Raw genomic sequence first — 22930 nt, forward strand, 5'->3', positions numbered from 1 at the left:
CCTGCGTCCCCGCCGCCGCGGCCAATCCAGCGGCGGGGGACCAGGCGGCCACCGGCCCGGCCACCGCGTTCCCTAGCGCTATTCCAGCGATCTTGATGCTCGCTGCGGTGGTGAACACCTGCGCCCGCATTTCCGGCGGAGCTTCCCGATGCCGGACCGCGAACAACGACGCCAGCTGCGGCCCTTCGCCAATCCCGGTGAGCGCCACCGCGATCACCAGCAGGACCGCGTTCGGCGCGACCGCCGCTCCGGCGAACCCGATTCCGATGGCGACAGTGCTCAATTGCACGGCGCGATCCGGCGAATACGACCGTCGCGAGAGGACAGTGTTCGCCAGCAACGACGCGACGGACAACCCGACGAGCAGCAACGTCCCGTACCCCGCGCTGCCGAGCCGTTGCTCGCCGATCAGCGGGTAGCACACAAACGCCATCCCGATCCCGACGCACGACAATGTCGAGGTCGCGGTGGACTGGCGCAACGCGGGATTCCGGATAAGAACCGTTGCGGCCGCAGAGAATCGCGACCGTTTCCCCTTCCCCGGCAGCTGCCACGCGAACGGCGCTGCGATCAGCGCCAGCACCGCGGCGACAATCATCGCGACCGGTGCTCCCGCAGTCGTGGCAAGCACTCCCGCGAGCCCAGGCCCGACAAGCGCCGCCGCGGTGAACGTCATCGCGTCGAGCGTGCTCGCCCTGCCTAGCTTCTGCGCGGGCACCAACGCGGGGACTTGCGCCGTCCACCCGCCCCCGATCGCCGGTGCCAGCAAGCCGGTCACCACGGCAATCCCGAGAACCAGCGCGAACGGCACCGCCCCGAAGAGCGCAGTGATCGCGGTCAACCCCACCGCGTACCCGATCAGTCCCGCCGCGAGGATCCGGCCAGGCCTGCGCGACCGGTCCAGGACCGCGCCCAGCGCCGGCCCGCCGACCGCCGCCGCGACCGTGAGCCCGGCCAGCAGCGTCGACCCCGCGACCGCGCCCGAGACGCCCACGCCGAGCAGCAGCACTGCCGGACCGGACAGCTCGTCACCGGTGCGCGCGGCGGTCGCCCCGGCGAGGTAGGCCGCGAATCTGTAACGGCTTATCACTGTCGAGATGTTACGGTGGCGTATGCCTGGAACGCAGCCGGATTTCGCGGGCCGCTCCGCCCGTGCCGCCGTCCGTCGCGCGGTAGCGCTGCTCGATGTGTTGCTGGAAGCGGATCCCTCGCCGGATTCGGTAGCCGCGGTGTTGGTCGAGCACGGAGAACCACAGGTCCGGCTTTCCGGGCGAGAGGTGGCCGAGCTGCGCGCCGCCGCGCTGGAATTGCGAGAGGTCTTCGCCGCGCCCGACGCCGCTTCGGCCGCTGAAGTGTTGAACGCGCTGTTCGCCGCCTATGCCGGCCCGCCGCGCCTGACCGCGCACGACGACGACTTCGGCTGGCACCTGCACGTCGACTCGGCGGACGACGGTCCGTGGGGTGCCTGGCTGATCACGTCCTCCGCGCTGGCTTTGGCCACCCTGCTCGCCGACCGGCAGAGCGCTCCGGGCGGTCTGTGCGCGTCGCCGTCGTGCGGGAAACCGTTCGCGCATCTCGGCGGGGGCAGTCCGCGCCGATACTGCTCTTCTCGTTGCGCCACAAGGGAACGTGTCGCCGCCCACCGCGCCCGGTCAACCTGAGCATCGTCAGCGCTGAACCAGCCGCGTTATCGAGAGCGTCCCGGCCCGGAAGTAAGTGTGCACCGCACCAGCGCAGGCAACGCAACCGCGAGCCTCCGCCCCTTGCCGACGACCGCACGCCGGTTCAGCACGGCGTAGTCCATCGTCTCGATCTCGTCCAGAATGCCCTCGTACAACGTGATCGCCGTCCGCATACACGGCCGGGATTCCGGTCGCAGCAAGGAAATCCCCGCTTCCGCGCGCCGATACACCGCGCGCGTGCGCGAAACCGCCACCGCGAGCGCGGCCCGGATCCGCGGGTCCGATCGGCCCTGCCGACGCGCTTCGACCAGCATCTCGCGGTTCACCCCGAACGCCGCCAGTTCCTCCGTCGGCAGATACAACCGCCCACGGTCGAGATCCTCGCCGACGTCGCGCAAGAAATTGGTCAGCTGGAACGCTTCCCCCAACGCCGCCGCGCTCGGCGAAGCCTCTTCGACGGGCACGACAGTCCCGAGCACCGGCAGCATCTGCAGCCCGATCACGCACGCCGAACCGTAGATGTACTCGCCGAGTTCGGCGTACGTCGCGTACTCCGTAACCGTCAGATCCATCCGCATGGAATGCAGGAACGCGTCCACGAGATCGCGGCCGATGTCGTAGCGGCGCACCGTATCCGCGAGCGCCGCCAGCACCGGATCGGCCGGGACGCTCCCGTCGTAGACCTCGTCGACGAGCCCGGCGACCTTGTCCAGCGCGACCGCCGGATCGGTGCCGGGCTCGGGGTTGTCGACCAGGTCGTCGGCCATTCGCGCGAAGCCGTACAGCGCGTGCGCCGCTGGCCTCGCCCGAGCCGGAAGCAGCCGCGTGGCAAGGAAAAACGTGCGGCCGTGGCGGGCGTTGATACGACGGCACCGCAGGTACGCAGCGCGCAGCGCGGGCTCGGCGACACCGGCCGCGTCGAGCTCGCTCACCGGCCGGTGATCCTTTCCGCGGCGAGCCGTCCGGAAATCAGCACCGGCGGGATGCCGACGCCGGGCGTCGTCCCGCACCCGGCGAGCACCACGTTTTCCGCCGCTCGCACCAGGTTGGCCGGACGGAACGGGCCGGTCTGCGAGAAGGTGTGCGCGAGCGAGAACGGCGTTCCGGCGGCCAATCCGCGCGCCGCCCAGTCCGCCGGAGTCAGCTGTTCGTCCACAATGTACTCCTCGCGGAACCCGGTGAGGCCGCGCGATTCCAGCGTCCGCACCAGTTCTTCGCGATAAGCCGGGCCGACGCGCGCCCAGTCGATCGGCCCGGTGTTCAGGTTCGGGGCCGGAGCGAGCACGGAGACGATCTCGCCGCCGTCGCCGGCGAGCGCCGGTTCGGTCGCGGTCGGGCGGGTGACCAGCAGCGACGGGTCGCTCATCAGCTTGCCCTCGCGGACGATCTCGGCGAACGTGCGTTCCCACGCCTGGCCGAAGAAGATCGTGTGGTGGTCCAGCTCCGGCCACGAACGGTCCGCGTGCCCGTGCAGCACGAAGGCGGACGGCGAGTACTTCAACGGCAGCACACGCCGAGGCCGCGCACCGATCAGCCGGTACGCCGCCGAAAGCTCTGTCGCGAGCACCACGGCGTCACACTCAATACGCTCGCCCGAGCGCGTGCGTACGGCGCGTACGCGAGACGACACTCGTTCAAGCCACGCAGCTTCCGTACCGAACCGCAGCTCCGCACCCGCGCGCGTCGCAGCGTCGGACATCGCACGAGCGATAGCGCCCATGCCGCCGCGCGGGTAGTAGACGCCGCCGACAGTGTCCATGTACGCGATGACGCCGTACGCACCAAGCGCACGCGTGGGGTCGAGACCCGCGTACAGCGCCTGAAACGAGAAGAGCCGCCGTACACGCTCGTCGCGCAAGAAGCTGGAGACGCGCGGCCCTAAGCGGCCGAAGCCGCCCAACGCGGCGAGCTTCACCAGTTCCGGCCGGACAAGATCCAGCGGCGAATCGAAGTTCGCGCCGATGAAGTGGTCTTTCTGCGCCGCGTACAGGCCAGTGAGCCACCGCCGCAGCCGCCGGTAACCGTCCGCCTCGGCCGGACCGGCGAACGACCGGATCTCGGCTTCCATCGCGTCGCCGTCGGTGTGCACCGCCAGCGTGCTGCCATCGGCGAAACGAGCCCGGTACGCCGGATCGAGCCTGGTCAGCGGCACGGTTTCAGCCAGCGATTCGCCGACCGCGTGCAGTGCCTCGTCCACCAGCTCCGGCATGGTCAGCACGCTGGCCCCGGTGTCGACCGCGTTCGCGCCGAAATCCTGCTGACCGGCCCGTCCGCCAGGGATCTTCTGCTGCTCCAGCAGCGTCACCCGCCGTCCGGCACCGAGCAGGTGCAGCGTCGCCGACAGCCCGGCCAGGCCCGCGCCGACGACCACCACGTGGTCGGCGTGCCCGTTGACCGTGCGCATCAGAACTTCCGCTGGGTAGCCAGCCGGATCAGCCCGGCGAGCGCCGACGGGGCGGGCTCGGCCAGGTGCGCGCGCTCCAGCGCGGCGTTCGCGGAGGCGGTCAGCTCGTCGATCCGGCGTTCCACCGCGGCGACCGCGCCGACCGAGGTCAGCGCCTCGCGCACCTGGTCCACGGTGCCGCTGGTCAGATCGGCGGCCCCGATCGCGTCGGCGATCACCTTGGCGGCGGCGTGGTCGCCCTGCTCAGCGGCCAGCTGCAGGCCCAGCGCCACGAGCAGGGTGCGCTTGCCCTCGCGCAGGTCGTCCCCGGCGGGTTTGCCGGTCACCGACGGGTCGCCGAACACGCCGAGCAGGTCGTCGCGCAGCTGGAACGCCACGCCGACGTCGCCGCCGAATTCCAGCAGGGTCGCGATCAGCTGCTCGTCCGCCCCGGCGAGCGCGGCGCCGAGGTGCAGCGGCCGTTGGACGGTGTACGCGGCGGTCTTGAGCCGGTCGATCCGCAGCGCGGCCTCGGGCGAAGCGTCGCCCACCGCTTGCGTGCGGACGTCCAGGTACTGCCCGGCGAGCACCTCGGTGCGCATCGCGCGCCACGCCGGCCGGGCCGCCGCGATCGTGGCCGCGGGCAGCGGGGCCTCGGCGAACATGTCGTCGGCCCAGGCCAGCGCCAGATCGCCCACCAGCACCGCGCTGGCCAGCCCGAACACCGAAGGCGAACCGAGCCAGCCGCGGTCGGCGTGCAGTTTCTCGGCGGCCACGTGCACGGTCGGCTTGCCGCGGCGCGAATCGGAAGAGTCGATGAGGTCGTCGTGGATCAGCGCGCACGCCTGGATCAGCTCCAGGCTCGCCACCGCCTGCAGCGCGCCCTCGGCGAGCGGACCGGACGCCGCGCCGCCCGCGCCGCGCCAGCCCCACCAGGCGAACGTCGGCCGGATGCGCTTGCCGCCGCCCAGCACGAACTCGGACAGCGCCTCGATCCCGGCCGCGACGCTCGGCTCGGTGCGCAGGATCTCGCTCCCCGCCCGGCCGAGGAAATCGGCCAGCGCACGCTCCACGTGCACGGGGAGATCGGCGTCGAATCCGGGCGCGTCCATGCCCTCATCCTCCGGGACGCGGGCGGGGCGGGTCACGCCGGGCGCCCCCGGATGTGGCGCACCAGACGCGTTCAGCCGCTCCGGAACGCGTCAGGCCGCGCGCTCGCCGCGAAGTATTCCGCCGCCTCGGCCGGTCCGCGCGGCCGGTAACCGGGCTCGAGGCAGCCCGCGTACCAGTCCTTCGCGAGATGCCACAGCGCGTCGAGGCCCAGCAGCTCGCCCGGACTGTCCACACAGGACTCACTGCAGTACAACCGCTGTTTTCCGCGGTTGCCCGCCAGCTGGCCGGGGGAGGACGGGAAGTACGCGACCTGCGCGCCGTCCGGCGGCCGGTCCCGCCGCACCACCAGCGCGGACGGCTCGCCGCAGCCGGGGCAGCGCGTCGCGACCAGCACCTCGGGCTCGCCGGGAACGAGGTGCGGGATCGCGAACGAATCCCAGGCGCAGCCGCCCCACCACAGGGTGTGCTCGCCCATCACCGCGAACCCGAGCGGAACCGCCGCGAACGGCGCGGCCAGCGCCACGTGCTCGCATTCGTCGAGCCACAGCCATCTCGGGTCGGCCATCCGGTGCAGCGCCTGTTTCGCCACCGCGAGCGACCCGTGCGCGGCGTCGGCCAGTTCGGGCGCGGTGGGTGGGCGACCGCGGGCGGCGAACGCGCGGTAAACAGCCACGCGCACGTCTTCGTCCCAGGCCAGGTCGTCTTCGCTGCTCATGGGCTCGCCTCCCCGGAGGGTTCGCTCACTGAGGGTACGCGGGGTGGCCAAGTCCACCTCGCGGCTCTGCCGCGCGTCGAGGCGAGCCACTACCATTTCCCTCCATGACGTCGGTGATCGAAAGGCTGCGGGGGGACGGGCCCGCGTTCTCCGTCGAGTTCTTCCCGCCCCGCGACGAGGCCGACGAGGCCGTCCTGTGGAAGGCGATCCGCGAACTGGAGCCGCTGGACCCGGCGTACATGTCGATCACCTACGGCGCGGGCGGTTCGAGCCGCGACGGCACCATCCGCAGCATCGCCCGGGTCGCCACCGAAACGACGCTCTGCCCGATGGCCCACCTGACGGCGGTCGACCACTCGGTGTCCGAGCTGCGGAACGTGATCGGCTGGTACGCGGCGGTCGGCGTGCGCAACATCCTCGCGCTGCGCGGCGACCCGCCCGGCGACGTCTACGGCGACTGGGTGCCGCACCCTGAGGGCCTGACCTACGCCGAGGAACTGGTCGAACTGGTCCGCTCGCTCGGCGACTTCTGCGTCGGCGTCTCGGCGTTCCCGTACGGCCACCCGCGTTCGGCGGACCTGGAATCGGACACGAAGCACCTGGTCCGCAAGTTCCGCGCGGGAGCCGATTTCGCGATCGCGCAGCTGTTCTTCGAGGCCGAGGACTTCCTGCGGCTGCGCGACCGGGTCGCCGCCGCCGGCTGCGACGCGCTCGTGCTGCCCGGCATCATGCCGCTGACCACCCTGCGGACGCTGCACACCACGATCAAACTGTCCGGGGCCCCGGCGTCGCAGCGGCTGCTCGACCGGCTCGAACCGCTGTCGGACGACCCCAAGTCCTTCCGCGCGGCCGGGATCGACTGGGTCACCGAACTGTGCGAGAAACTGATCGCCGAAGGCGTGCCCGACCTGCACTTCTACACCTTCAACCGGTCCAAGGCGACCCGCGAGGTCGTCACCCGGCTCGGACTGGTGCCCGCCCGCGCGTAACTCTGTGGGCTCCGGCCAGGTCCGGCCGGTAGCGTGCCGGACATGGCTTCCACCGAACAGAGCGTTCCGGAGATCTGCGACCGGTACGTCGACGATTACGTGGCCGTGGACCCGGTCGCGGCCACCATGCTCGGCGTCGCGGGCTACGACGACCAGCTGACCGACTATTCGCCCGCGGGCCACGACGCCCGTGCGGACCTGGCGCGGCGCGCGCTGGCCGCGGTGACCGCCGCGGAACCGGCGGACGCGGGGGAGCGGGTCGCGAAGGCCGTGTTCGCCGAGCGGATCGGCCTCGAGCTGGAGATCCACGACGCGGGTCTCGACGCGGCTTCGCTCAACGTGATCGAGAGCCCGGTGCAGGGCCTGCGCATGGTCTTCGACCTGATGCCGACCGACACCCCGGACGACTGGGCGAACGTCGCGGCCCGGCTGCCGAAGGTGCCCGAGGCACTGGCCGGGCTCCGCGCGTCGCTGCTGGCCTCGGCCGGCAAGGGCCAGGTTTCGGCGCTGCGGCAGGTTTCGAAGGTCGCCGAGCAGTGCGACACGTGGGCCGGGCTCAAGGACGGCCCCGGGTTCTTCGCCAGCATGGTCGCCGACGCGGGTGTCGAGTCGTTGAAGTCCGACTTGGCCGCGGGCGCCCGAGCCGCGGACGAGGCGTTCGCGGAGTTCGCCGGATTCCTGCGCGCCGAACTGGCCCCGAAAGCCCCGGTCAAGGACGCCGTCGGCGAGGACGTGTACCGGCTGTGGTCGCGCTACTTCATCGGCGCGGAGCTGGACCTGCGCGAGGCCTACGAGTGGGGCTGGCACGAATTCTCCCGCCTGGAAACGGAAATGCGGGCGGTCGCCAACCGCATCAAGCCCGGGTCGACGCCCGCGGAAGCCGCCGCGGTGCTCGACGCCGACCCGCGCTACCGCGTGCAAGGCCGTCCGCAGTTCGAGGCGTGGATGCAGCAGCTGTCCGACGACGCGCTGAAGTCGTTGCGCGGCAAGCACTTCGACATCCCGGACCGGCTGATGGCGCTGGAGTGCAAGATCGCCCCGCCCGGCGGCGGCGTCGGCGCGTACTACACCGGACCGAGCGAGGACTTCAGCCGTCCCGGCCGGATGTGGTGGTCGCTTCCCGCGGACCGCAACGAGTTCACGACCTGGCGCGAGGTTTCGACGGTCTACCACGAGGGCGTCCCCGGCCATCACCTTCAGATCGCGACGGCGGTCAACCAGGCCGACACGCTCACGAAGTACCAGCGGCTGATGACGTTCATCTCGGCGCACGGCGAAGGCTGGGCGCTGTACGCGGAACGCCTCATGGAGGAACTGGGCTACCTCTCCGACGACGGCAACCTGCTCGGCATGCTGTCCGAGCAGCTGTTCCGCGCCGCCCGCGTCGTGGTCGACCTCGGCATGCACCTGGAGCTGGAAATCCCGGCGGGCACCGGATTCCACGAGGGCTCGCGCTGGACGCCGGACCTCGGCCTGGAGTTCATGCTGACCCGCACGATCACCGACCAGGCGCACATCCGCGACGAGATCGACCGCTACCTCGGCTGGCCCGGCCAGGCCCCGTCGTACAAACTGGGCGAACGCCTGTGGCTGGCGGCCCGCGACGACGCACGGGCGCGGCAGGGGTCGGCGTTCGACATCAAGCAGTTCCACACCAAGGCCCTGCAGATGGGCGGCATGGGACTGGACACGCTGCGCGAACAGCTGGCGCAGCTGGACTGAGACTGCTTCCCCGGGCCGGCGGTATTTCGCTGGCCCGGGAGTCTCGCTTCCTTATGGTTACCGCTCAGACCATCACAACGGCTCGGCTGGACCTGCTGCCGCTGTCCGTCTCGCACGCGGAGGAGATGGCCGTCGTGCTGTCCGATCCGGCGCTGCACACCTACATCGGCGGTGCTCCGGACTCTGTGGCGGCTCTCCGCGCGCGGTACCGGCGAATGACCGCGGGCTCGCCTGATCCGGCAGTTTCCTGGCTGAACTGGGTGATCCGGCTTCGCGATTCCGGCTTGGCGGGCACTGTCCAGGCGACGGTTCGCGACGCGGCAGCCGAAATCGCCTGGGTGGTGGGAACTCCGTGGCAGGGCCGCGGCATCGCCACCGAGGCCGCCCGGGGACTGGTCGGCTGGCTCGTCGGACAGCCGGTGGACACGATCATCGCCCACATCCACCCGGAAAACCGGGCTTCCGCCGCGGTCGCCGCCGCGGCCGGGCTCACCGCCACCGACGAGCGCCACGACGGCGAGATCCGCTGGCGCCGCACGCGATGAACGCAACAAACCCGTTGGCCGTCCCTTCGCCGGCTGGTTAAGCTCCCGCCCGTGCAGTGGCTCCTCGTCGTCATCCCACCACCAGCCTCCTGAGCGGGGCAGTTTTCGCCGCGTGCGCCCGAACTGGGCCCGCGGCAACCGGATGACGTCCTGAACCGGCCGAAGCACGCTGCCCCGCGTCGTCGATCTCCGATTCCTTCGACGCAGGAGCCTTCTTCCGAATGTCTGTTTACGTACCTTCGCGCGCCCGCTCGACGGCCGCCCTCGTCGCCGCTGGCGTGCTCTGGGGAACCGGCGGCCTCTCCGGTTCGCTTCTCGGCCAGCAAGCCGGCCTGCACCCCTTGGCTGTCGCCACCTACCGCCTGCTTATCGGCGGCACCGCGAGCGCGGCCTACGTCGCCCTCACCGGAGGACTTCGCCTCCCTGCCAAGCAAACCTGGCACCGTCTCCTCCTCGTCGGCGCTCTCTTCGCCCTCTTCCAAGCCAGCTACTTCGCCGCCGTCGCGCTCAGCTCAGTCAGCGTCGCGACGATGACCACCATCGGTGCCGCACCCGTTGTGCTCACTGCGTTTTCCGCGGTGCGGAACCGCCGCGCGCCCCGCTTGTGGACGCTGGTGTCCGTCGGCGGCTCCGTCGCGGGACTGGTGCTGTTGCGCTGGTCGCCAGAGACCGCCACGTCGCCCGCTCGCCTGGCCGGCGGCCTCGGCTTCGCCCTGCTCGCGGCGACCGGATTCGCCGTCCTGACGCTCGTCACGGCGAAGTCAGCCGACGGCCTCGAACCGTTGGCTACCACAGCATTCGGCTGCCTGATCGGCGGTTTGCTGCTGACGCCAGCCGCACTGTGGCTCGGCATGGGCCTGCCCGCAAGCGCCGACGTGCTATTGCTGGCCGTGTACTTCGGCGTTGTCCCGACAGCCGTCGCGTACGCCGCGTACTTCCGCGGCCTCGGCGGTGCCCACCCGGTGCTGGGCGCGCTGTCTGCGTTGCTGGAGCCGCTTACCGGAACCGTTCTTTCAGTCGCTTTCCTGCACGAACAGCTGAGCGCGTTCGCGTGGGCTGGCGCAGTGCTGCTCGTCGCGGCGCTCGCGGTCGGCTACTGGCGGCCGGAGCCTCGGTGACGACGCCCCGCGCCGGAGGGTCGTCGGCGACCAGTCCAGGTCCTACTGCGCGTCGAGCGGCAGCGACCGCCCCAAGATCGCGAACGGCCGCGGGTCGCCGGTGAATTGGTAGTCGCGCAGAACGTCGACGAACCCCATGCGCCGGTACAGTTTCCACGCTCGGCTCGTCCCCTCCGGCGTGGAGAGCAGGACGTTCGCGCTGGGGACGTCCTCGAGCAGCCGGCGCAGCAGGTCTTCGCCGATCTGCTTGCCCTGGTTCTCCGGGCGCACGTGGATCTCGGTGAGCTCGAAGTAGTCCGACAGCCAGCGCTCGGCTTCCTCCGCCCCGGCGCGGCGGATGAGGCCGTGCCGGACCTGCTCGTGCCACCACTGCCCGGCGCGGCCCTTGTAGCCGTACGCGACGCCGAGCAGGACGCCGTTGTCGTCGAGGGCGGCCATGCAGCGCCAGCCCTCGCGCAACGCGTGCGTGAGCCACATCGGCGCGCGCTGCTCGGCCGTGCCCTCGGGGTAGCGCATGGCGTTCACGTAGATCGCCAGCGCTTCCGGCAGCCGGGCCCGGAATTCGTCGGCGGAGAGCTGCACGTAGCGGGAACAGCCTGAGGAGGGCATCGCGGTCACAGTCGACCATCCTCCCCTTCTCCCGCGAGATCGCCAGGGGTGCCCCCGGTGAGCGTGACGAGCGCGTCAAACGTCGTCGGGAAGATCGATTTCGGATGCCCCGCCGCGGCCCACACTTCGGAGTACCCGCGCAACGCCGTGTCCACGAGCGTAACGAGCTTCGCCGGATGCCCGACCGGAGCGACGCCCCCGATCGGCTGCCCGGTGTGCTCCCGGACGAAGGCCGCGTCCGCCTTGCCGACCTCCGCGACCCCGGCGAGTTCCGCCAGCCGGGACTCCTTCGCCCGATGCGCCCCCGAAGTGAGCGCAAGCAGCGCGACCTCCGCCCCGTCAGCCGTGCGGGCCCGGAAGACCAGGCTGTTCGCGATAGCGCCGACCGGTACGCCGAGCGCCTCCGCGGCCTGCGCGGCAGTGCGCACTTCGGCGGGCAGCACCCGCACTCCGGCAGCGGCGGCGTGCTGCCCGGCCTCGCCCAGCGCGGCGGTGACCTTGGCGACAGCGGGATGGTCGTGGGTGCTCACCCGGTTATGAGACCACGTCGGTGCGGCCGTGTCCCGCACCACGTGCCCGGATTCCGCCGGCGGGGTTGAGCGGACCGGCCGGCGCGGCTACTCTGGAATTAGATCGAACAGACGTTCGATACCCGGTGGGAGCGCACCGGCCGGTCCCGGGGTGGGGGAAGCACCTCGGGCCCCGGCCGGGCCCACCCGAGCAGGAGGAGGGTCGCCATGTCCGTCTCGGTCGTGTCCCCCGCGGACCGTGCTGCCGAGGGACGCCCAGACCGGCCTGGCGCGGTTGGCGAGCAGCTGACGTTCGGTGCGGTGGCACAGCCCGGCCGAGCCGAGCGCGGTTCCGCCGCGCGGGCTGCTTCCGCGGAGGTCTCGGCACCGGTGGATCCTGAGGACGGTGCTGGTCAGCCGTCGGCTTCTTCTGCTGCTTCGGTTGCGTCGTCTGTTTCGGGCTCTGCGCAGTCCGCTGTTGCGGAGCCTGTCCTCGACCTGTGGCCTGCGTCGGAGAGCGGTGCTGTGCCGGATCCTGCTCGGTCTCCAGCGCCGTCGACCGACCCCGCGCTGCCGTTCGCGCCGGAGCACAGCCCCACCGCAGCGGCCAGCCCCGAACCCGAGCGCGCCCCAGCAGATTCCCCCAGGCCAACCGTGCACCACGTCCCCGACCACACCCCAGCCCTGCCCGGCTCCCCGCCTCCCCGGCAGGTCGTCCACCGCAGCCGGGCCGCCGTCCGGCCGTCGGCGGAACCGTCTGCCCGCCGCTCCGGCGCGCAGGGCCAGCCGCAACTCCCGCTGTCCCTGCGCCCGCCGACCCCGCCCGAGGCGGTCACCCTCCTAGCCCAGGCCAACCGCGGGCTCGAGCACGCGGAAAACGAACGAGACCCCGCCGAACGCTTCATCGGCGCCTACCTCGCCGCCCTGCGCGGCGCGGGAGCGGTGCTCGCCGTCCGAGGACGGCCGCGCCGGGGCCGGGGCCGTCCCGCCAGCGGCTGGGTGCTGCTCGACGCCGTCGCTCCCGAACTGCGCGAGTGGTCGGCCTTCTTCGCCGACCACTCCGAAACCCGGGCCGCCGCCGAAGCCGGCATCACCGGCCGCGTCACCGCCGAACTGGCCGCGGGCCTGCTGCAGGCCACCGCCCAGTTCCTCGAATTGGTCCGCCGGGTCGTGCACGGCCTGCCGATGTCCGGGGAAGCTCATGTCGCGTGAACTCGGCACGGCCGACCACGGCCGGTTGCTCGAGGCGTTCTCCGCGGAGGCGCAGCTGCTGGGGGAGGTGGCGCACTCGGCGTCGCCGGATTCGCCGGTGCCCACCGCCCCGGGCTGGACGTTGAACGAGCTGCTCAAGCACGTCGGCGGCGTGTACTGGCAGGCGCTCGGCTGGATCCGCGAAGGCCGCCGCCCCGAATCGTGGCACGAGCCCCCGCCGGGCCAGCCGATGGTCGATTTCTACTCCGCCGCCCGCGCCGAACTCGAGGTCGAACTGGCCGGCCACGATCCGGTCACCCGGGCCGCCACCTGGTGGTCCGCCGACCCGACCCACGGTTTCTGGCGCCGCCGCATGCTCCACGAAACCCTTGTGCACCGGGTGGACGCCGAAAACGCCGCCGGAACCGGCGATTCGACAATCCCGGACGACCTGGCCGCGGACGGCGTCGACGAGATCCTCACCCTCTACTTCGGACACAAGCTCACCACCATGGGCATCTCGGGAACGCGGAACGGCACCGTGGGTTTCCACGCCGGCGGCCACAGCTGGATCGCGAGAGCGGGCCCCGGCGAGACGGAAGCCTGGCGCTGCTCTCCCCGGGAAGCCGACGCCGCGGACGCGATCGTCACCGGCCCGTCCGCGAACGTGTACCTCTGGCTCTGGGGAAGAATCCCGGTGACCATGGTCCACACCGACGGGGACCACGAGATGTCCGCCCAAACCTGGGCTCTGCTGCGACTGGCCACCCGGTAACCGCCGAGAACCGAAAGCGGGGAAGCTTCCCGGTTCTTCCGGCCGTCTCCTTCCGGCCACCGCAGCGATCCGGCCGTGCCGGCAAGCGCGATACCCCCGCGCTTGCCGGCACAATTCTTTGCCCCGGAACCAGTCGGCGCGACTGCGCGATCCGCCGTTTTTGTCGGTCCTCCCGGCTACCGTGGCGGCATGGCAACACGTCTGGTCAACCTGGTGATCGCCGCCGAACAACCGGCACGCCTGGCCCGATTCTGGGCCGGCCTCCTCGGCTGGCCGATCGCCGCAGAGTCCCCCGGACGAGACCACCGTCCAACCCCCAGCCGGCGACGGCTGCGACCTCACCCTGGTCTTCGCCCCGGCCGCGCGCCCGAAAACCGGCAAAAACCGTCTCCACCTGGATCTCTCCAGCACCTCCGCCGAGAACCAGCGCGAAACAGTCGCCCGAGCCGTTTCCCTTGGCGCGCGCCCCATCGACATCGGCCAGCGCGACGTCCCGTGGATCGTTCTGGCCGACCCCGAAGACAACGAGTTCTGCGTACTCGAACCCCGCCAGGAATACGCCGGTTCCGGGGCCGTCGCGGCGATCGTCGTCGACGCGAAGGACCCCGCGCGGCTAGCCCGCTTCTGGTCCCCGCTCACGGCTTGGCCGATCACCGCCGAAGAACCCGCCATCACCACCCTGCGCAACCCCACCGGCCGCGGCCCCACCCTCGAGTTCCTGCGCGCGAAAACCCCGAAGCACGGCAAAAACCGCCTCCACCTGGACCTAGCCCCCGCCCGGCACGACGACCACGCCGCCGAAACCCGCCGCCTCCAAGCCGCCGGCGCCCACCTGGCCGATACCGACCAGCCCCACGTCCTCCGGACCGATTTCACCGACCCGGAAGACAACGAATTCCGCCTGCTCGCCCCGCGCTGACCCGCGCCACGTTTCCCGCAGATCACACACTTCCGGGCACCCTCTGACACATCCGAAACACCACAGGACGCCCCCGGTTACGTGCGTCGGCGACGGTAAGCCCCATGGACATCTCCCGCAGCATCCTCAAGAACTCCGTCGCCGACGAGCCAGCACGCCTCCCGCACTTCCGCTCCGAGCCAAACCCCCAGCACATCGACAAAAACCTCCCGCCGATCCGCGCCTGGCGAGTCCGCGTGCGCTCCGACGACCACCCCGGAACGCTGGCCCGCTTCGCGATCCGGCTAGCCGACCTCGAATGCCGCGTCCTCGGCCTCACCAGACACCCGGCCCCCGACGGCGTCTTAGACGAATTCGTGGTGCGCCCCGCCGCCGGCCTGCCCCAGCACCTCCTGATAGACGCCCTCCGCGACGAAGGCGGCGATTGCCTCGGGATGACCGAAATCGCCATCCCTCAACTCCGCACTCCCGCAGCCCTCGCCCCGACTGCCCTCGCCCCGACTGCCCTCGCCCCGACTGCCCTCACCCAGACCGCCACCGCGCCTACTGCCCTCGCCCCGACTGCCGCCGCGCCGACTGCCGCCGCGCCGACTGCCGCCGCGCCGACTGCCGCCGCGCCGACTGCCGCCGCGCCGACTGCCGCCGCGCCTACCGCCGCCGCGCCTACCGCCGCCGCTGAGTCGATCGCCGAAGCCGCCGCCCGGGAACTCCTCGCCCCGATCACGGACCCACCACCCGCCGACCCGACGACCGCCGTCGGGGCCGATGCCCAGAAACTCCCTGCCCCAGCACCCACCGCATTCCCCGCACCAACTTCGCTCCCCGGACCAACCGCGCACCCCGTACCACCTGAGCTCCCTGTCGCGGGCGAGTTCTGCATCGGGGCCGAAATTCGGGAGCTGCGCGCCTCAGCAGCAACAGCCTCCACCGCCGAGGACAAGACGGATGCTGAACGGACCACACGAGAACTGCACGTTCCGGAGCCAGCCGCAGGGAAGTTGGCTGGCGTTCGGGAATTCCGCAAACACAACCTTAGCTCGTTCACCTCTCCCAGCGAGACAATCGACGCCGCTCAAGAATCTTCTGTCCCAGCAACTGCGGCGGCTCAGGAGTCAGCAACAGTCACTGATGCTGCAGCGCGAGAGACGACTGCGGAAACCACCGTTCGCGGACTTCGCGACTCGGCCGTAACAGCACTCGTCGCCGCGAGGCGGGCGATCGCCGATCCTGGCTCTCGCGCTCCGATGCTGCGGATGGTCCTGTCTGCTGACCTCGTGACGCTCGTCCCGACCAGCGAGGCGAATCCAGGACGCACCGAAGGCGGGCACCGAGCGGTCTTTCCCTTCGGCGACGGGCAGGCGTTCGTCGCCCGGCGGCGGTGGGTGGCGTTCGCCGAAGCCGAACTCGCTCAGGCCGCCGCGTTCCTGGAGTTGCTCGCCGCAGCGGAGGAGAATCTGGCCGGTCCGGTAGTGCTCGACCGTCCGGACGGAGCCGCGGTCGTTCTCCGGCTCGGCACTCCCCGGGACATCGACGCGATCGGCGCGGTGCATCTTCGCTGTTCGGCGAAGACGTTGTTCAATCGCTACCACACCAGGCTGCGGACGGTTCCCCGGAAATGGCTGCACCGCTTGCTCATGCCGCCGCGCGGAACCAGCGTGCTCGCAGTGTGCGGCCGGGACGTCATCGGGTTCGGACAGCTGATTTCCCAGCTCGACGGCACAGCTGAGGTATCGCTGCTCGTCGAGGACGCCTGGCAGCGACAGGGAATCGGCACAGCGTTGCTTGCCCGGCTGGCCGCCCTAGCCGGAGCTGAGGGGAGGACGGAACTGATCGCGGTCCGTCTCCCGGGCAACGACGCCATGACCCGGACGGCTGTTCGCGCCGGGCTGCGAGTCGAAACCAGCCCGGACGACGCCACGGTCCTCCGGCTCGGCGTCGCTCGGACGCCGCGGAAGCTCAGCGGTTCCAGAACCAGTCTTTGCCCCGCGCCTCGCGCAGTGCCTGCTTCTTCCGTTCGGGAGTGAGCCGGTCGAGGTACAGCTTCCCGTCGAGGTGGTCGGTTTCGTGCTGGAGGCATTGCGCCAGCACGTCGACGCCCTCGACCTCGATCGGCTCGTTGCGCAGGTCGACGCCGCGCACGACGGCGTGCTTCGCGCGGACTGTCGGGAACCACAGTTCCGGCACGGACAGGCAGCCCTCGCCGATTTCGTGCGTCTCCTCGGAGAGATGGACGATCTCCGGGTTGATGACGTACCCGGTCAGTCCGCCGACGTCGTAGCTGAACACCCGCAGGCCGACCCCGATCTGCGGTGCCGCGAGCCCGGCCCGGCCCTCCGGCTTCACGCTGTCGAGGAGGTCCTTCACCAGCGCCTCGATCTTGCTGTCGAACGTGGTCACCGGGTCGCACACGGACTTGAGCACCGGGTCACCGAAGTAGCGCAGCTCGCGCATCGCCATGATCGAACGTCCTTATATCCACCGAGGGGCCACGCGAAGTCTAGTGACATCGCCTGCTTCCCCGACGCGGGTCCGCCGAGCACACCTGCTTGCCGAGCGAGGAAGCCGACCGGTTGGGCGGAACCGTCGGCCGCACGCGCTCGTGTTCGCGGGGTGACCGGGCAACAACCCGGGGAGTGTCAAGCTCTCAACCGGAGTCCCTTCGGCGTCGCGCGGAAGCCGGCTTCCTGCAGGATTTCGGCTAGTTCCGAGGTCAGCGCGTGTTCTCCGTCCGCGCGCTGGACGGCCAACTGACCCAGCCAGCCTTCTCGAACGGCGGTCGACAAAGCCGCCGCCGCGGCTTGCAGCGAGCCGCGTTCCTCGGTGAAGCTCAGCAATGAGCGGCCGCCGCGTTCGACGTACAGCGCTGGGATCCCGTCGACCAGCACCGCCAGCGCTCCGGCTTTACGCGCTGGCCGGTGTTTCGTGTCGCCTGTCGCGGCAGGCCAGGACAGAGCCGCACCGTACGGCTGTGCTGGATCCGCGGCGGCGAGAACCACGGCACGTGCGTTGTCGTTCCGGGCTGCTGAGGCGGGCGCAGTGCTGGAGAGGGCACGCAGCCGGTCGACCGCGCCCTTCGCCGCGAACTGTGCGGCACCCAGACCTTCGACGACGTAGCCCCGGATGACCTGTCCGGTGTCTTCCATGCCGCGCAACACCTTGTAGATCCCGGAGAAACCGCCGGTGACCCGTTCGGTGTCGAGCGCGCCTCGGGTGAGGACTCCGTGCCGTTCCAGGAACGCCTCGGTGCGGGCATGTGCACGACGCGTCGGGTCGGTTTCCCGAGGCGGCGTCAGCGCCCAACGACCGGCTACGGTCGGCGGGCCGGTGCGCGAAGGCATTGCCGGACGGCCGGCGCGCATGCGGGCGTAGCGGCCGCGTGGTGCTTGCCGCCGCGGTTTGTGCGCGCCGTGGCCCGCGACCTGTGCGCGCAGCGGCGCGAGCGTGTCGCCGGTGACCAGCCCGGCCCACACCAGATCCCAGAGCGCGGCCACTACGGCGCCGTCGTCCGGCGGTTGCTCCAGGCCCGGCGTGACCCGGTCGACGAGCTGCCGGAAGAACAACGCTCCGCCTTCCAGCGCCGTCACGATCGCTTCGTGCAGCGGGCTGGTCGGCGGATTCTCCTCGACCTCGGGCAGCAGCAGATCCGCGACGTCGGACGGAGCCAGCGCCAGCCAGCCGTCCCCGCCGGAGAGCGAACCGCAGCCCGCCCAGGTGACCTCGCCCGCGGCGGTGAGTTCGTCGAGCAGCGCGGGAAAATAGCCCGGCAACCGGCTCGGCAGGATCAGCGATTCCACCGCGCTCGCCGGCAACGGCGCACCGGCCAGCTGTTCGACCACCGACAGCACGTCGTCGGCCGTCGGCGCGGACCGCAGTCGCGCGCCGATCCCGTGCCACGCGGGCAGGAACCGGCCCAGCGCCGCCGGTTCCACGGGCTCGACCTCGGCCCGCAGCCGGGCGAGCGACGCGCGCCGCAACCGCCGCAGCACAGCCGCGTCGCAGTATTCGACGCCCACGCCATGGGTTTCCGGATGCCCGACCGGGCTCAGCTCGCCGCGGACCAGCCTGCCTTCGCCGGTGAGCCGGTCGAGCACGCCGGTGACGACGGCGGCGCCCAGCCCGAACCGATCCGCCGCAGCTGTCGCGGAGAACGGACCGCGGGTCCGCGCGTAGCGGCCGAGGAGGTCGCCCAGCGGATCCGCCACCGGCTCGGTGAACGCCTCGGGCACACCGACCGGAAGAGCGACGCCCAGCGCGTCCCGCACCCGCCCGGCGTCCTCGATGGCCAGATACCGTTCCTCGCCGCCGATGCGCACCTGGATGGCGCGCCGCGCCGAGGCGAGTTCTGCCAGCCACTCCGGCTGGATCCCGCGTTCGGCGGCTTCCGCGACGGACAGATCGCCGAGGAACCGCAGCAGGTCGGCCGCGTCCTCCGCCGACCGGGCGTGCCGGTCCGGATCGAGCCGCTGCAACGACCGTTCGACCTCGGCCACGGCCTCGGGATCGAGCAGTTCGCGAATCGCCTCCGTGCCCAGCAATTCCGCCAGCAGCGCGGAATCCAGCGACAGCGCGGCGGCTCGCCGCTCGGCCAGCGGAGCGTCCGTCTCGTACAGGAACATCCCGACGTAACCGAACAACAGGCTTCGAGCGAAGGGAGACGGGGCCGGCGTCTCCACCTCGACCAGCCGCACCTTCCGCGCCCGGACGTCCGACATCAGCTCCCGCAGCCCGCCGACGTCGTAGACGTCCTGCAGCACCTCGCGCATGGCCTCCAGCACGACCGGGAACCGCTCGTACTTCGCCGCCACCGACAGCAGTTGCGACGCACGTTGCCGTTGCTGCCACAGCGGTGTGCGCCGTCGCGGGTCCCGGCGCGGCAGCAGCAGCGAGCGTGCCGCGCATTCCCGGAACCGTGCCGCGAAGACCGCCGAGCCGCCGACCTCCGCGACGATCAGCTGCTCGACCTCCTCCGGGTCCAGCAGGACGTCGTCGGAGCCGATGGTGACTTCGCCGCCGTCGGCGTCGAGTGCGTCCGGCAGCCGCAGCACGATTCCGTCGTCGGAATGCGCCACCTGGGCGTCGACGCCGCGGTTTTCCCGCAGCCGCGCGGCGATCGCGAGCGCCCACGGAGCGTTCACCTGAGCGCCGAACGGAGAGTGCAGCACGATCCGCCAGTCGCCCAGTTCGTCGCGGTAGCGTTCGAGCAGGATGACGCGGTCGTTGGGCACGTGCCGGGTCGCCGACTTCTGTTCTTCCAGATATGCCAGCAGGTTGTCGCAGGCGCGCTGGTCGAGCCCGGCCGCGGCGGCCCGGTCCCGAGCCGTCGCGGTGTCCGAAGTGGACAGTTCGCGGACGAACGCGCCGAGCGCCCGCCCCAGTTCCAGCGGCCGTCCGGCGGCGTCGCCCTTCCAGAACGGCATCCGGGCGGGCTGGCCCGGAGCGGGCACGACGATCACCCGGTCATGGGTGATGTCGGTGATCCGCCACGACGAGGTGCCGAGCAGGATCGTGTCGCCGACCCGCGATTCGTACACCATCTCCTCGTCGAACTCGCCCACCCGCGAGCCGGGTTTGCCCTCGTCGCCCGGCGTCATCACGGTGAACAGCCCGCGGTCGGGAATGGTGCCGCCGGACGTGACCGCCAGCCGCTGCGAACCCGGCCGCCCGCGCAGTTCGCCGCCGACCCGGTCCCACGTGATCCGGGCCCGCAGCTCGCCGAACTCCTCGCTCGGATAGCGGCCGGCGAGCATGTCGAGCACCGCGTGCAGCGCGTCGTCCGGCAGCGAGCTGAACGGCGCCGCCCGCCGGACGAGCGCCGCCAGCTCCGGCACCGTCCACGGTTCGAGCGCCACCATCGCCACGACGTGCTGGGCGAGCACGTCGAGCGGGTTGCGCGGATACCGCACCGCCTCGATCGCCCCGGTCGCCATCCGTTCCGCGACCACCGCGCACGACACCAGATCGCCGCGGAACTTCGGGAACATCACGCCGGACGACACCGCGCCGACCTGGTGTCCGGCCCGGCCGACGCGCTGCAGCCCGGACGCCACGGTGGGCGGGGCCTCGATCTGCACCACCAGGTCCACCGCGCCCATGTCGATGCCGAGTTCGAGCGACGACGTGGCCACCACGCACGGCAGCCGCCCGGACTTCAGCTCCTCCTCGACGTGGGTGCGCTGTTCGCGGGACATCGACCCGTGGTGCGCCCGCGCGATGACCGGCTCCGCGCCGGTCGTGACCCCGGACTGCCCGACCGCCTCGGCCGGGAACGAATCGCTGTGAGACAGACCGGTCTGCTCGGACGCGAGTTCGTTGAGCCGCGCGGTGAGCCGTTCGGTGAGCCGCCGCGAGTTGCCGAACACGATGGTGGAGCGGTGCGCGCGGATCAGCTCCAGCACCCGTTCCTCGACCGCGGGCCAGATCGACGGCCGCTTCACCGCCGCGCCCGCGACCTCCTCCTGGGTGCCGATCCCGCCTTCCGACGGCAACTGCGACAGCGACGTGAGGTCGTCGAGCCGCTCCATCGGCGACGGCGCCGGGCCGTCGAGGTTCGCCATGTCCTCGACCGGCACCTCCACCCGCACCTGGATCGTCTTCGCGAGCTTCGGCTGCACGACGGTGACCGGACGACCGCCGGCGAGGAACGCGCTCACCTCGTCGATCGGGCGCACGGTCGCCGACAGCCCGATGCGCTGGGCCGGTTTGGGCAGCAGCGCGTCGAGCCGTTCCAGCGACAACGCCAGGTGCGCGCCGCGTTTGCCGCCCGCGACGGCGTGCACCTCGTCGACGATGACCGTCTCGACGCCTTTCAGCGACTCCCGTGCCGAGGACGTGAGGATGAGAAACAGCGACTCCGGCGTGGTGACCAGCACGTCCGGCGGGGTTTTCCCGAACGACCGGCGCTCCGCCGCGGTGGTGTCGCCGGTGCGCATGCCGACCTCGATCTCCGGCGCGGGCAGGCCGAGCCGGTGCGCGGCCTGGGAGATGCCCGCCAGCGGCGCGCGCAGGTTGCGCTGCACGTCGACCGCCAGCGCCTTCAGCGGCGAAACGTAGAGGATCCGGCACCGCTCGCGCGGGTTCGCCGGCGGTGGTTCAGCCGCCAGCCGGTCCAGTGCCCACAGGAACGCGGACAGCGTCTTGCCGGACCCGGTGGGCGCCACGACCAGGGCGTGCTGCCCGGCGTGTGCGGCCCGCCAGGCCCCTTCCTGCGCGGCCGTCGGGGCGGCGAAGGCTCCGGCGAACCAGGTGCTGGTCGCCGGGGAGAAGAGGTCGAGGACGTCGTTTGCCACGGGATCCATCATGCGCGGCACCCCCGACAATTTCCGGAGCCCAGCCAGGTCGGCTCGGGCCGGATCCCCTCGTGTGGGTGACCGATCGGCTCAGATCGCGTACTTCCACACGGTCAGCGAATAGGCCGAATACCACGTCCCGACCAGCACGAACGCGGTCGTCGCGGCGATCATCGTGGACCTCTTGCGACCTGCCAGCCCCATCGCGACGGGCAGCAGGAGCGCGAAGTCGGGAAGCAGGAACCTCGACTTCAGGGCGGGCAGCCCGGCACTGCACAGGACCAGCACGACCACGCCCGCCGCGTAGGCGGCCAGCGGCCACGGCATCCGGCGGCCGGTCACCGAAATCACCGCGAGCGCGATCGCCGCGACCGTCACGAGCACGACAAGCGTCTCCCACGCATTGCCCGAGGTGAAGAGCGTCTGCGTGATCCACTTCCAGGCTTCGGCACCACCGTCGAAACGCGTGTTCCAGCCGCGAAGCTCCACGTCCTGCCAGCCGGTCCAGCTGCCGGTCTGCACCGCGACGAACATCCAGTACCCGAGCAGGCCGAGCGGCGCGACGAGGACGCACACGAGCGCGTTCCCCCGTTGTCTGTTCCGCCACACGTCGATGGCCGCGGCGATCACCACGACAACGACCAGCACGCACGCGGTGGACCGGGTGAGCCCGGCGAACATCGTCGCGCAAGCAGCGAGGTACCACCTGCGTTCGAGCACGCCGACCAGCGCCCACGCGGCGAGCGCGGTGAAAAGCGCCTCGGTCATCACCATGCTCTCGGCGATCGCCATCGGCGCGGCACCCCACAACACGGCGAGCAGCAGTCCCGCTCGCTGGCTGTGGACGAGCCGGCCGATTCGGTACATCGCTGCCGCCGCCGCGATACCGGCGAGCGTCGACAGCAGAATGCCCGCTCCGAAGTACGTCACCCCGGGCAGCTTCGCGAGCATCCCGGTCAAGGCCGGATACAGCGGGAAGTAGCCGTACGACGCGTCGGGATACGGCAGCCCGGCGGCGTCGAGCGGGTTGCTCACACCGGCGTAGTTGTGCTCCGCGATTTGCAGGTACCACCAGCCGTCCCAGGCCTGCAGCCGGTCGCCGAGCGGCAGGTCCCGGGGCGCGGCCATGGCGGCGAGCGCAGCGAGGCCGGCCAGCCGCACCATGAGGTACAACGCGACCGCGCGCAGATAGCCGGAACGGCCCCATCTGCCCGCCGCGGCCCGCCACGAGCGCGCCGGACCGTCCGCCGCGGCCTGCTTGAACTGCTCTCGGCGAGTTTTGTCCACCAGCTCTGTCATTGCCTCCCCGTCCTCGGAAGACGAGACGTTCTCACGTTGGCCGGGGTTGCGCGAGCCGCGAGTTTCGCGGGTCCG

Annotated in this window: 18 protein-coding genes and 2 pseudogenes; 10 read left to right on the forward strand and 10 right to left on the reverse strand. The window is 71.2% G+C overall.

Annotated elements, in window-relative coordinates; all coding sequences use genetic code 11:
• Positions 1–343 precede the first annotated feature (343 nt).
• Positions 344–1090, reverse strand: a pseudogene (locus ACWGIC_RS04155) (MFS transporter); the annotation flags it as partial.
• 22 nt (positions 1091–1112) lie between these two features.
• Here ACWGIC_RS04155 and ACWGIC_RS04160 point away from each other — a divergent pair.
• The gene (locus tag ACWGIC_RS04160) at positions 1113–1661 is read left to right on the forward strand and encodes a CGNR zinc finger domain-containing protein (RefSeq protein ID WP_452074433.1); all 549 of its coding nucleotides are present in this window, start codon (positions 1113–1115) and stop codon (positions 1659–1661) included.
• Between the two features lie 26 nt (positions 1662–1687).
• On the opposite strand, the gene ACWGIC_RS04165 is transcribed toward ACWGIC_RS04160, so the two are convergent.
• From ACWGIC_RS04165 to merB, 4 genes are all read right to left on the reverse strand, one after another.
• A complete protein-coding gene (locus tag ACWGIC_RS04165) occupies positions 1688–2614 on the reverse strand; it encodes a phytoene/squalene synthase family protein (RefSeq protein ID WP_452074434.1) in 927 nt (308 codons plus the stop codon).
• On the reverse strand, positions 2611–4086 hold the full coding sequence (crtI, locus tag ACWGIC_RS04170) for a phytoene desaturase family protein (protein WP_452074435.1): 1476 nt from the start codon (positions 4084–4086) through the stop codon (positions 2611–2613). Before crtI ends, ACWGIC_RS04165 begins: the two co-directional genes overlap by 4 nt.
• Complete coding sequence (locus ACWGIC_RS04175) at positions 4086–5177, reverse strand: polyprenyl synthetase family protein (RefSeq protein ID WP_452074436.1); 1092 nt, start codon at positions 5175–5177, stop codon at positions 4086–4088. Before ACWGIC_RS04175 ends, crtI begins: the two co-directional genes overlap by 1 nt.
• 71 nt (positions 5178–5248) lie before the next feature.
• Positions 5249–5893 carry an organomercurial lyase gene (merB, locus tag ACWGIC_RS04180; RefSeq protein ID WP_452074437.1) on the reverse strand — a complete coding sequence of 215 codons (645 nt, stop codon included), beginning with the start codon at positions 5891–5893 and terminating at the stop codon, positions 5249–5251.
• A gap of 104 nt (positions 5894–5997) precedes the next feature.
• Between merB and metF the strand changes: the two genes are divergently transcribed.
• The 4 genes from metF (at position 5998) to ACWGIC_RS04200 (ending at position 10267) form a co-directional block, all read left to right on the forward strand.
• Positions 5998–6882 (forward strand): methylenetetrahydrofolate reductase [NAD(P)H], encoded by an 885-nt coding sequence (gene metF / locus ACWGIC_RS04185; RefSeq protein WP_354747968.1) that lies wholly within the window; start codon positions 5998–6000, stop codon positions 6880–6882.
• A gap of 42 nt (positions 6883–6924) precedes the next feature.
• The gene (locus ACWGIC_RS04190) at positions 6925–8604 is read left to right on the forward strand and encodes a DUF885 domain-containing protein (RefSeq protein WP_452074438.1); all 1680 of its coding nucleotides are present in this window, start codon (positions 6925–6927) and stop codon (positions 8602–8604) included.
• Between the two features lie 53 nt (positions 8605–8657).
• Positions 8658–9149 (forward strand): GNAT family N-acetyltransferase, encoded by a 492-nt coding sequence (locus ACWGIC_RS04195; RefSeq protein WP_452074439.1) that lies wholly within the window; start codon positions 8658–8660, stop codon positions 9147–9149.
• Positions 9150–9370: 221 nt separating this feature from the next.
• Positions 9371–10267, forward strand: a complete 897-nt coding sequence (locus ACWGIC_RS04200) for a DMT family transporter (RefSeq protein WP_452074440.1) — start codon at positions 9371–9373, stop codon at positions 10265–10267.
• A 42-nt stretch (positions 10268–10309) separates the two neighbouring features.
• On the opposite strand, the gene ACWGIC_RS04205 is transcribed toward ACWGIC_RS04200, so the two are convergent.
• On the reverse strand, positions 10310–10885 hold the full coding sequence (locus tag ACWGIC_RS04205; protein ID WP_452074441.1) for a GNAT family N-acetyltransferase: 576 nt from the start codon (positions 10883–10885) through the stop codon (positions 10310–10312).
• On the reverse strand, positions 10882–11406 hold the full coding sequence (locus tag ACWGIC_RS04210; protein ID WP_452074442.1) for a YbaK/EbsC family protein: 525 nt from the start codon (positions 11404–11406) through the stop codon (positions 10882–10884). The genes ACWGIC_RS04205 and ACWGIC_RS04210 overlap by 4 nt, the downstream gene beginning before the upstream one ends.
• 633 nt (positions 11407–12039) lie before the next feature.
• On the opposite strand from ACWGIC_RS04210, the gene ACWGIC_RS04215 reads away from it, so the two are divergent.
• From ACWGIC_RS04215 to ACWGIC_RS04235, 5 genes and pseudogenes are all read left to right on the forward strand, one after another.
• A complete protein-coding gene (locus tag ACWGIC_RS04215; RefSeq protein ID WP_452074443.1) occupies positions 12040–12597 on the forward strand; it encodes an SAV_6107 family HEPN domain-containing protein in 558 nt (185 codons plus the stop codon).
• Positions 12587–13351 carry a maleylpyruvate isomerase family mycothiol-dependent enzyme gene (locus ACWGIC_RS04220; RefSeq protein ID WP_452074444.1) on the forward strand — a complete coding sequence of 255 codons (765 nt, stop codon included), beginning with the start codon at positions 12587–12589 and terminating at the stop codon, positions 13349–13351. The genes ACWGIC_RS04215 and ACWGIC_RS04220 overlap by 11 nt, the downstream gene beginning before the upstream one ends.
• Before the next feature lie 189 nt (positions 13352–13540).
• Positions 13541–13603, forward strand: a pseudogene (locus ACWGIC_RS04225) (hypothetical protein); the annotation flags it as partial.
• 91 nt (positions 13604–13694) lie between these two features.
• The gene (locus ACWGIC_RS04230) at positions 13695–14270 is read left to right on the forward strand and encodes a VOC family protein (protein ID WP_452074541.1); all 576 of its coding nucleotides are present in this window, start codon (positions 13695–13697) and stop codon (positions 14268–14270) included.
• A 1253-nt stretch (positions 14271–15523) separates the two neighbouring features.
• The gene (locus tag ACWGIC_RS04235; RefSeq protein ID WP_452074445.1) at positions 15524–16294 is read left to right on the forward strand and encodes an N-acetyltransferase family protein; all 771 of its coding nucleotides are present in this window, start codon (positions 15524–15526) and stop codon (positions 16292–16294) included.
• Here ACWGIC_RS04235 and def read toward each other — a convergent pair.
• The 3 genes from def to ACWGIC_RS04250 all read right to left on the reverse strand — a co-directional run bounded on the left by def (position 16227) and on the right by ACWGIC_RS04250 (position 22855).
• Positions 16227–16727: a peptide deformylase gene (def, locus tag ACWGIC_RS04240; protein WP_452074446.1), complete on the reverse strand. Its 501-nt coding sequence runs from the start codon at positions 16725–16727 to the stop codon at positions 16227–16229. The genes ACWGIC_RS04235 and def overlap by 68 nt on opposite strands.
• A gap of 179 nt (positions 16728–16906) precedes the next feature.
• Positions 16907–21568: an ATP-dependent helicase gene (locus ACWGIC_RS04245; protein WP_452074447.1), complete on the reverse strand. Its 4662-nt coding sequence runs from the start codon at positions 21566–21568 to the stop codon at positions 16907–16909.
• A 78-nt stretch (positions 21569–21646) separates the two neighbouring features.
• On the reverse strand, positions 21647–22855 hold the full coding sequence (locus tag ACWGIC_RS04250; protein ID WP_452074448.1) for a hypothetical protein: 1209 nt from the start codon (positions 22853–22855) through the stop codon (positions 21647–21649).
• Positions 22856–22930 lie beyond the last annotated feature (75 nt).

Source organism: Amycolatopsis sp. NPDC054798 (assembly GCF_053611505.1).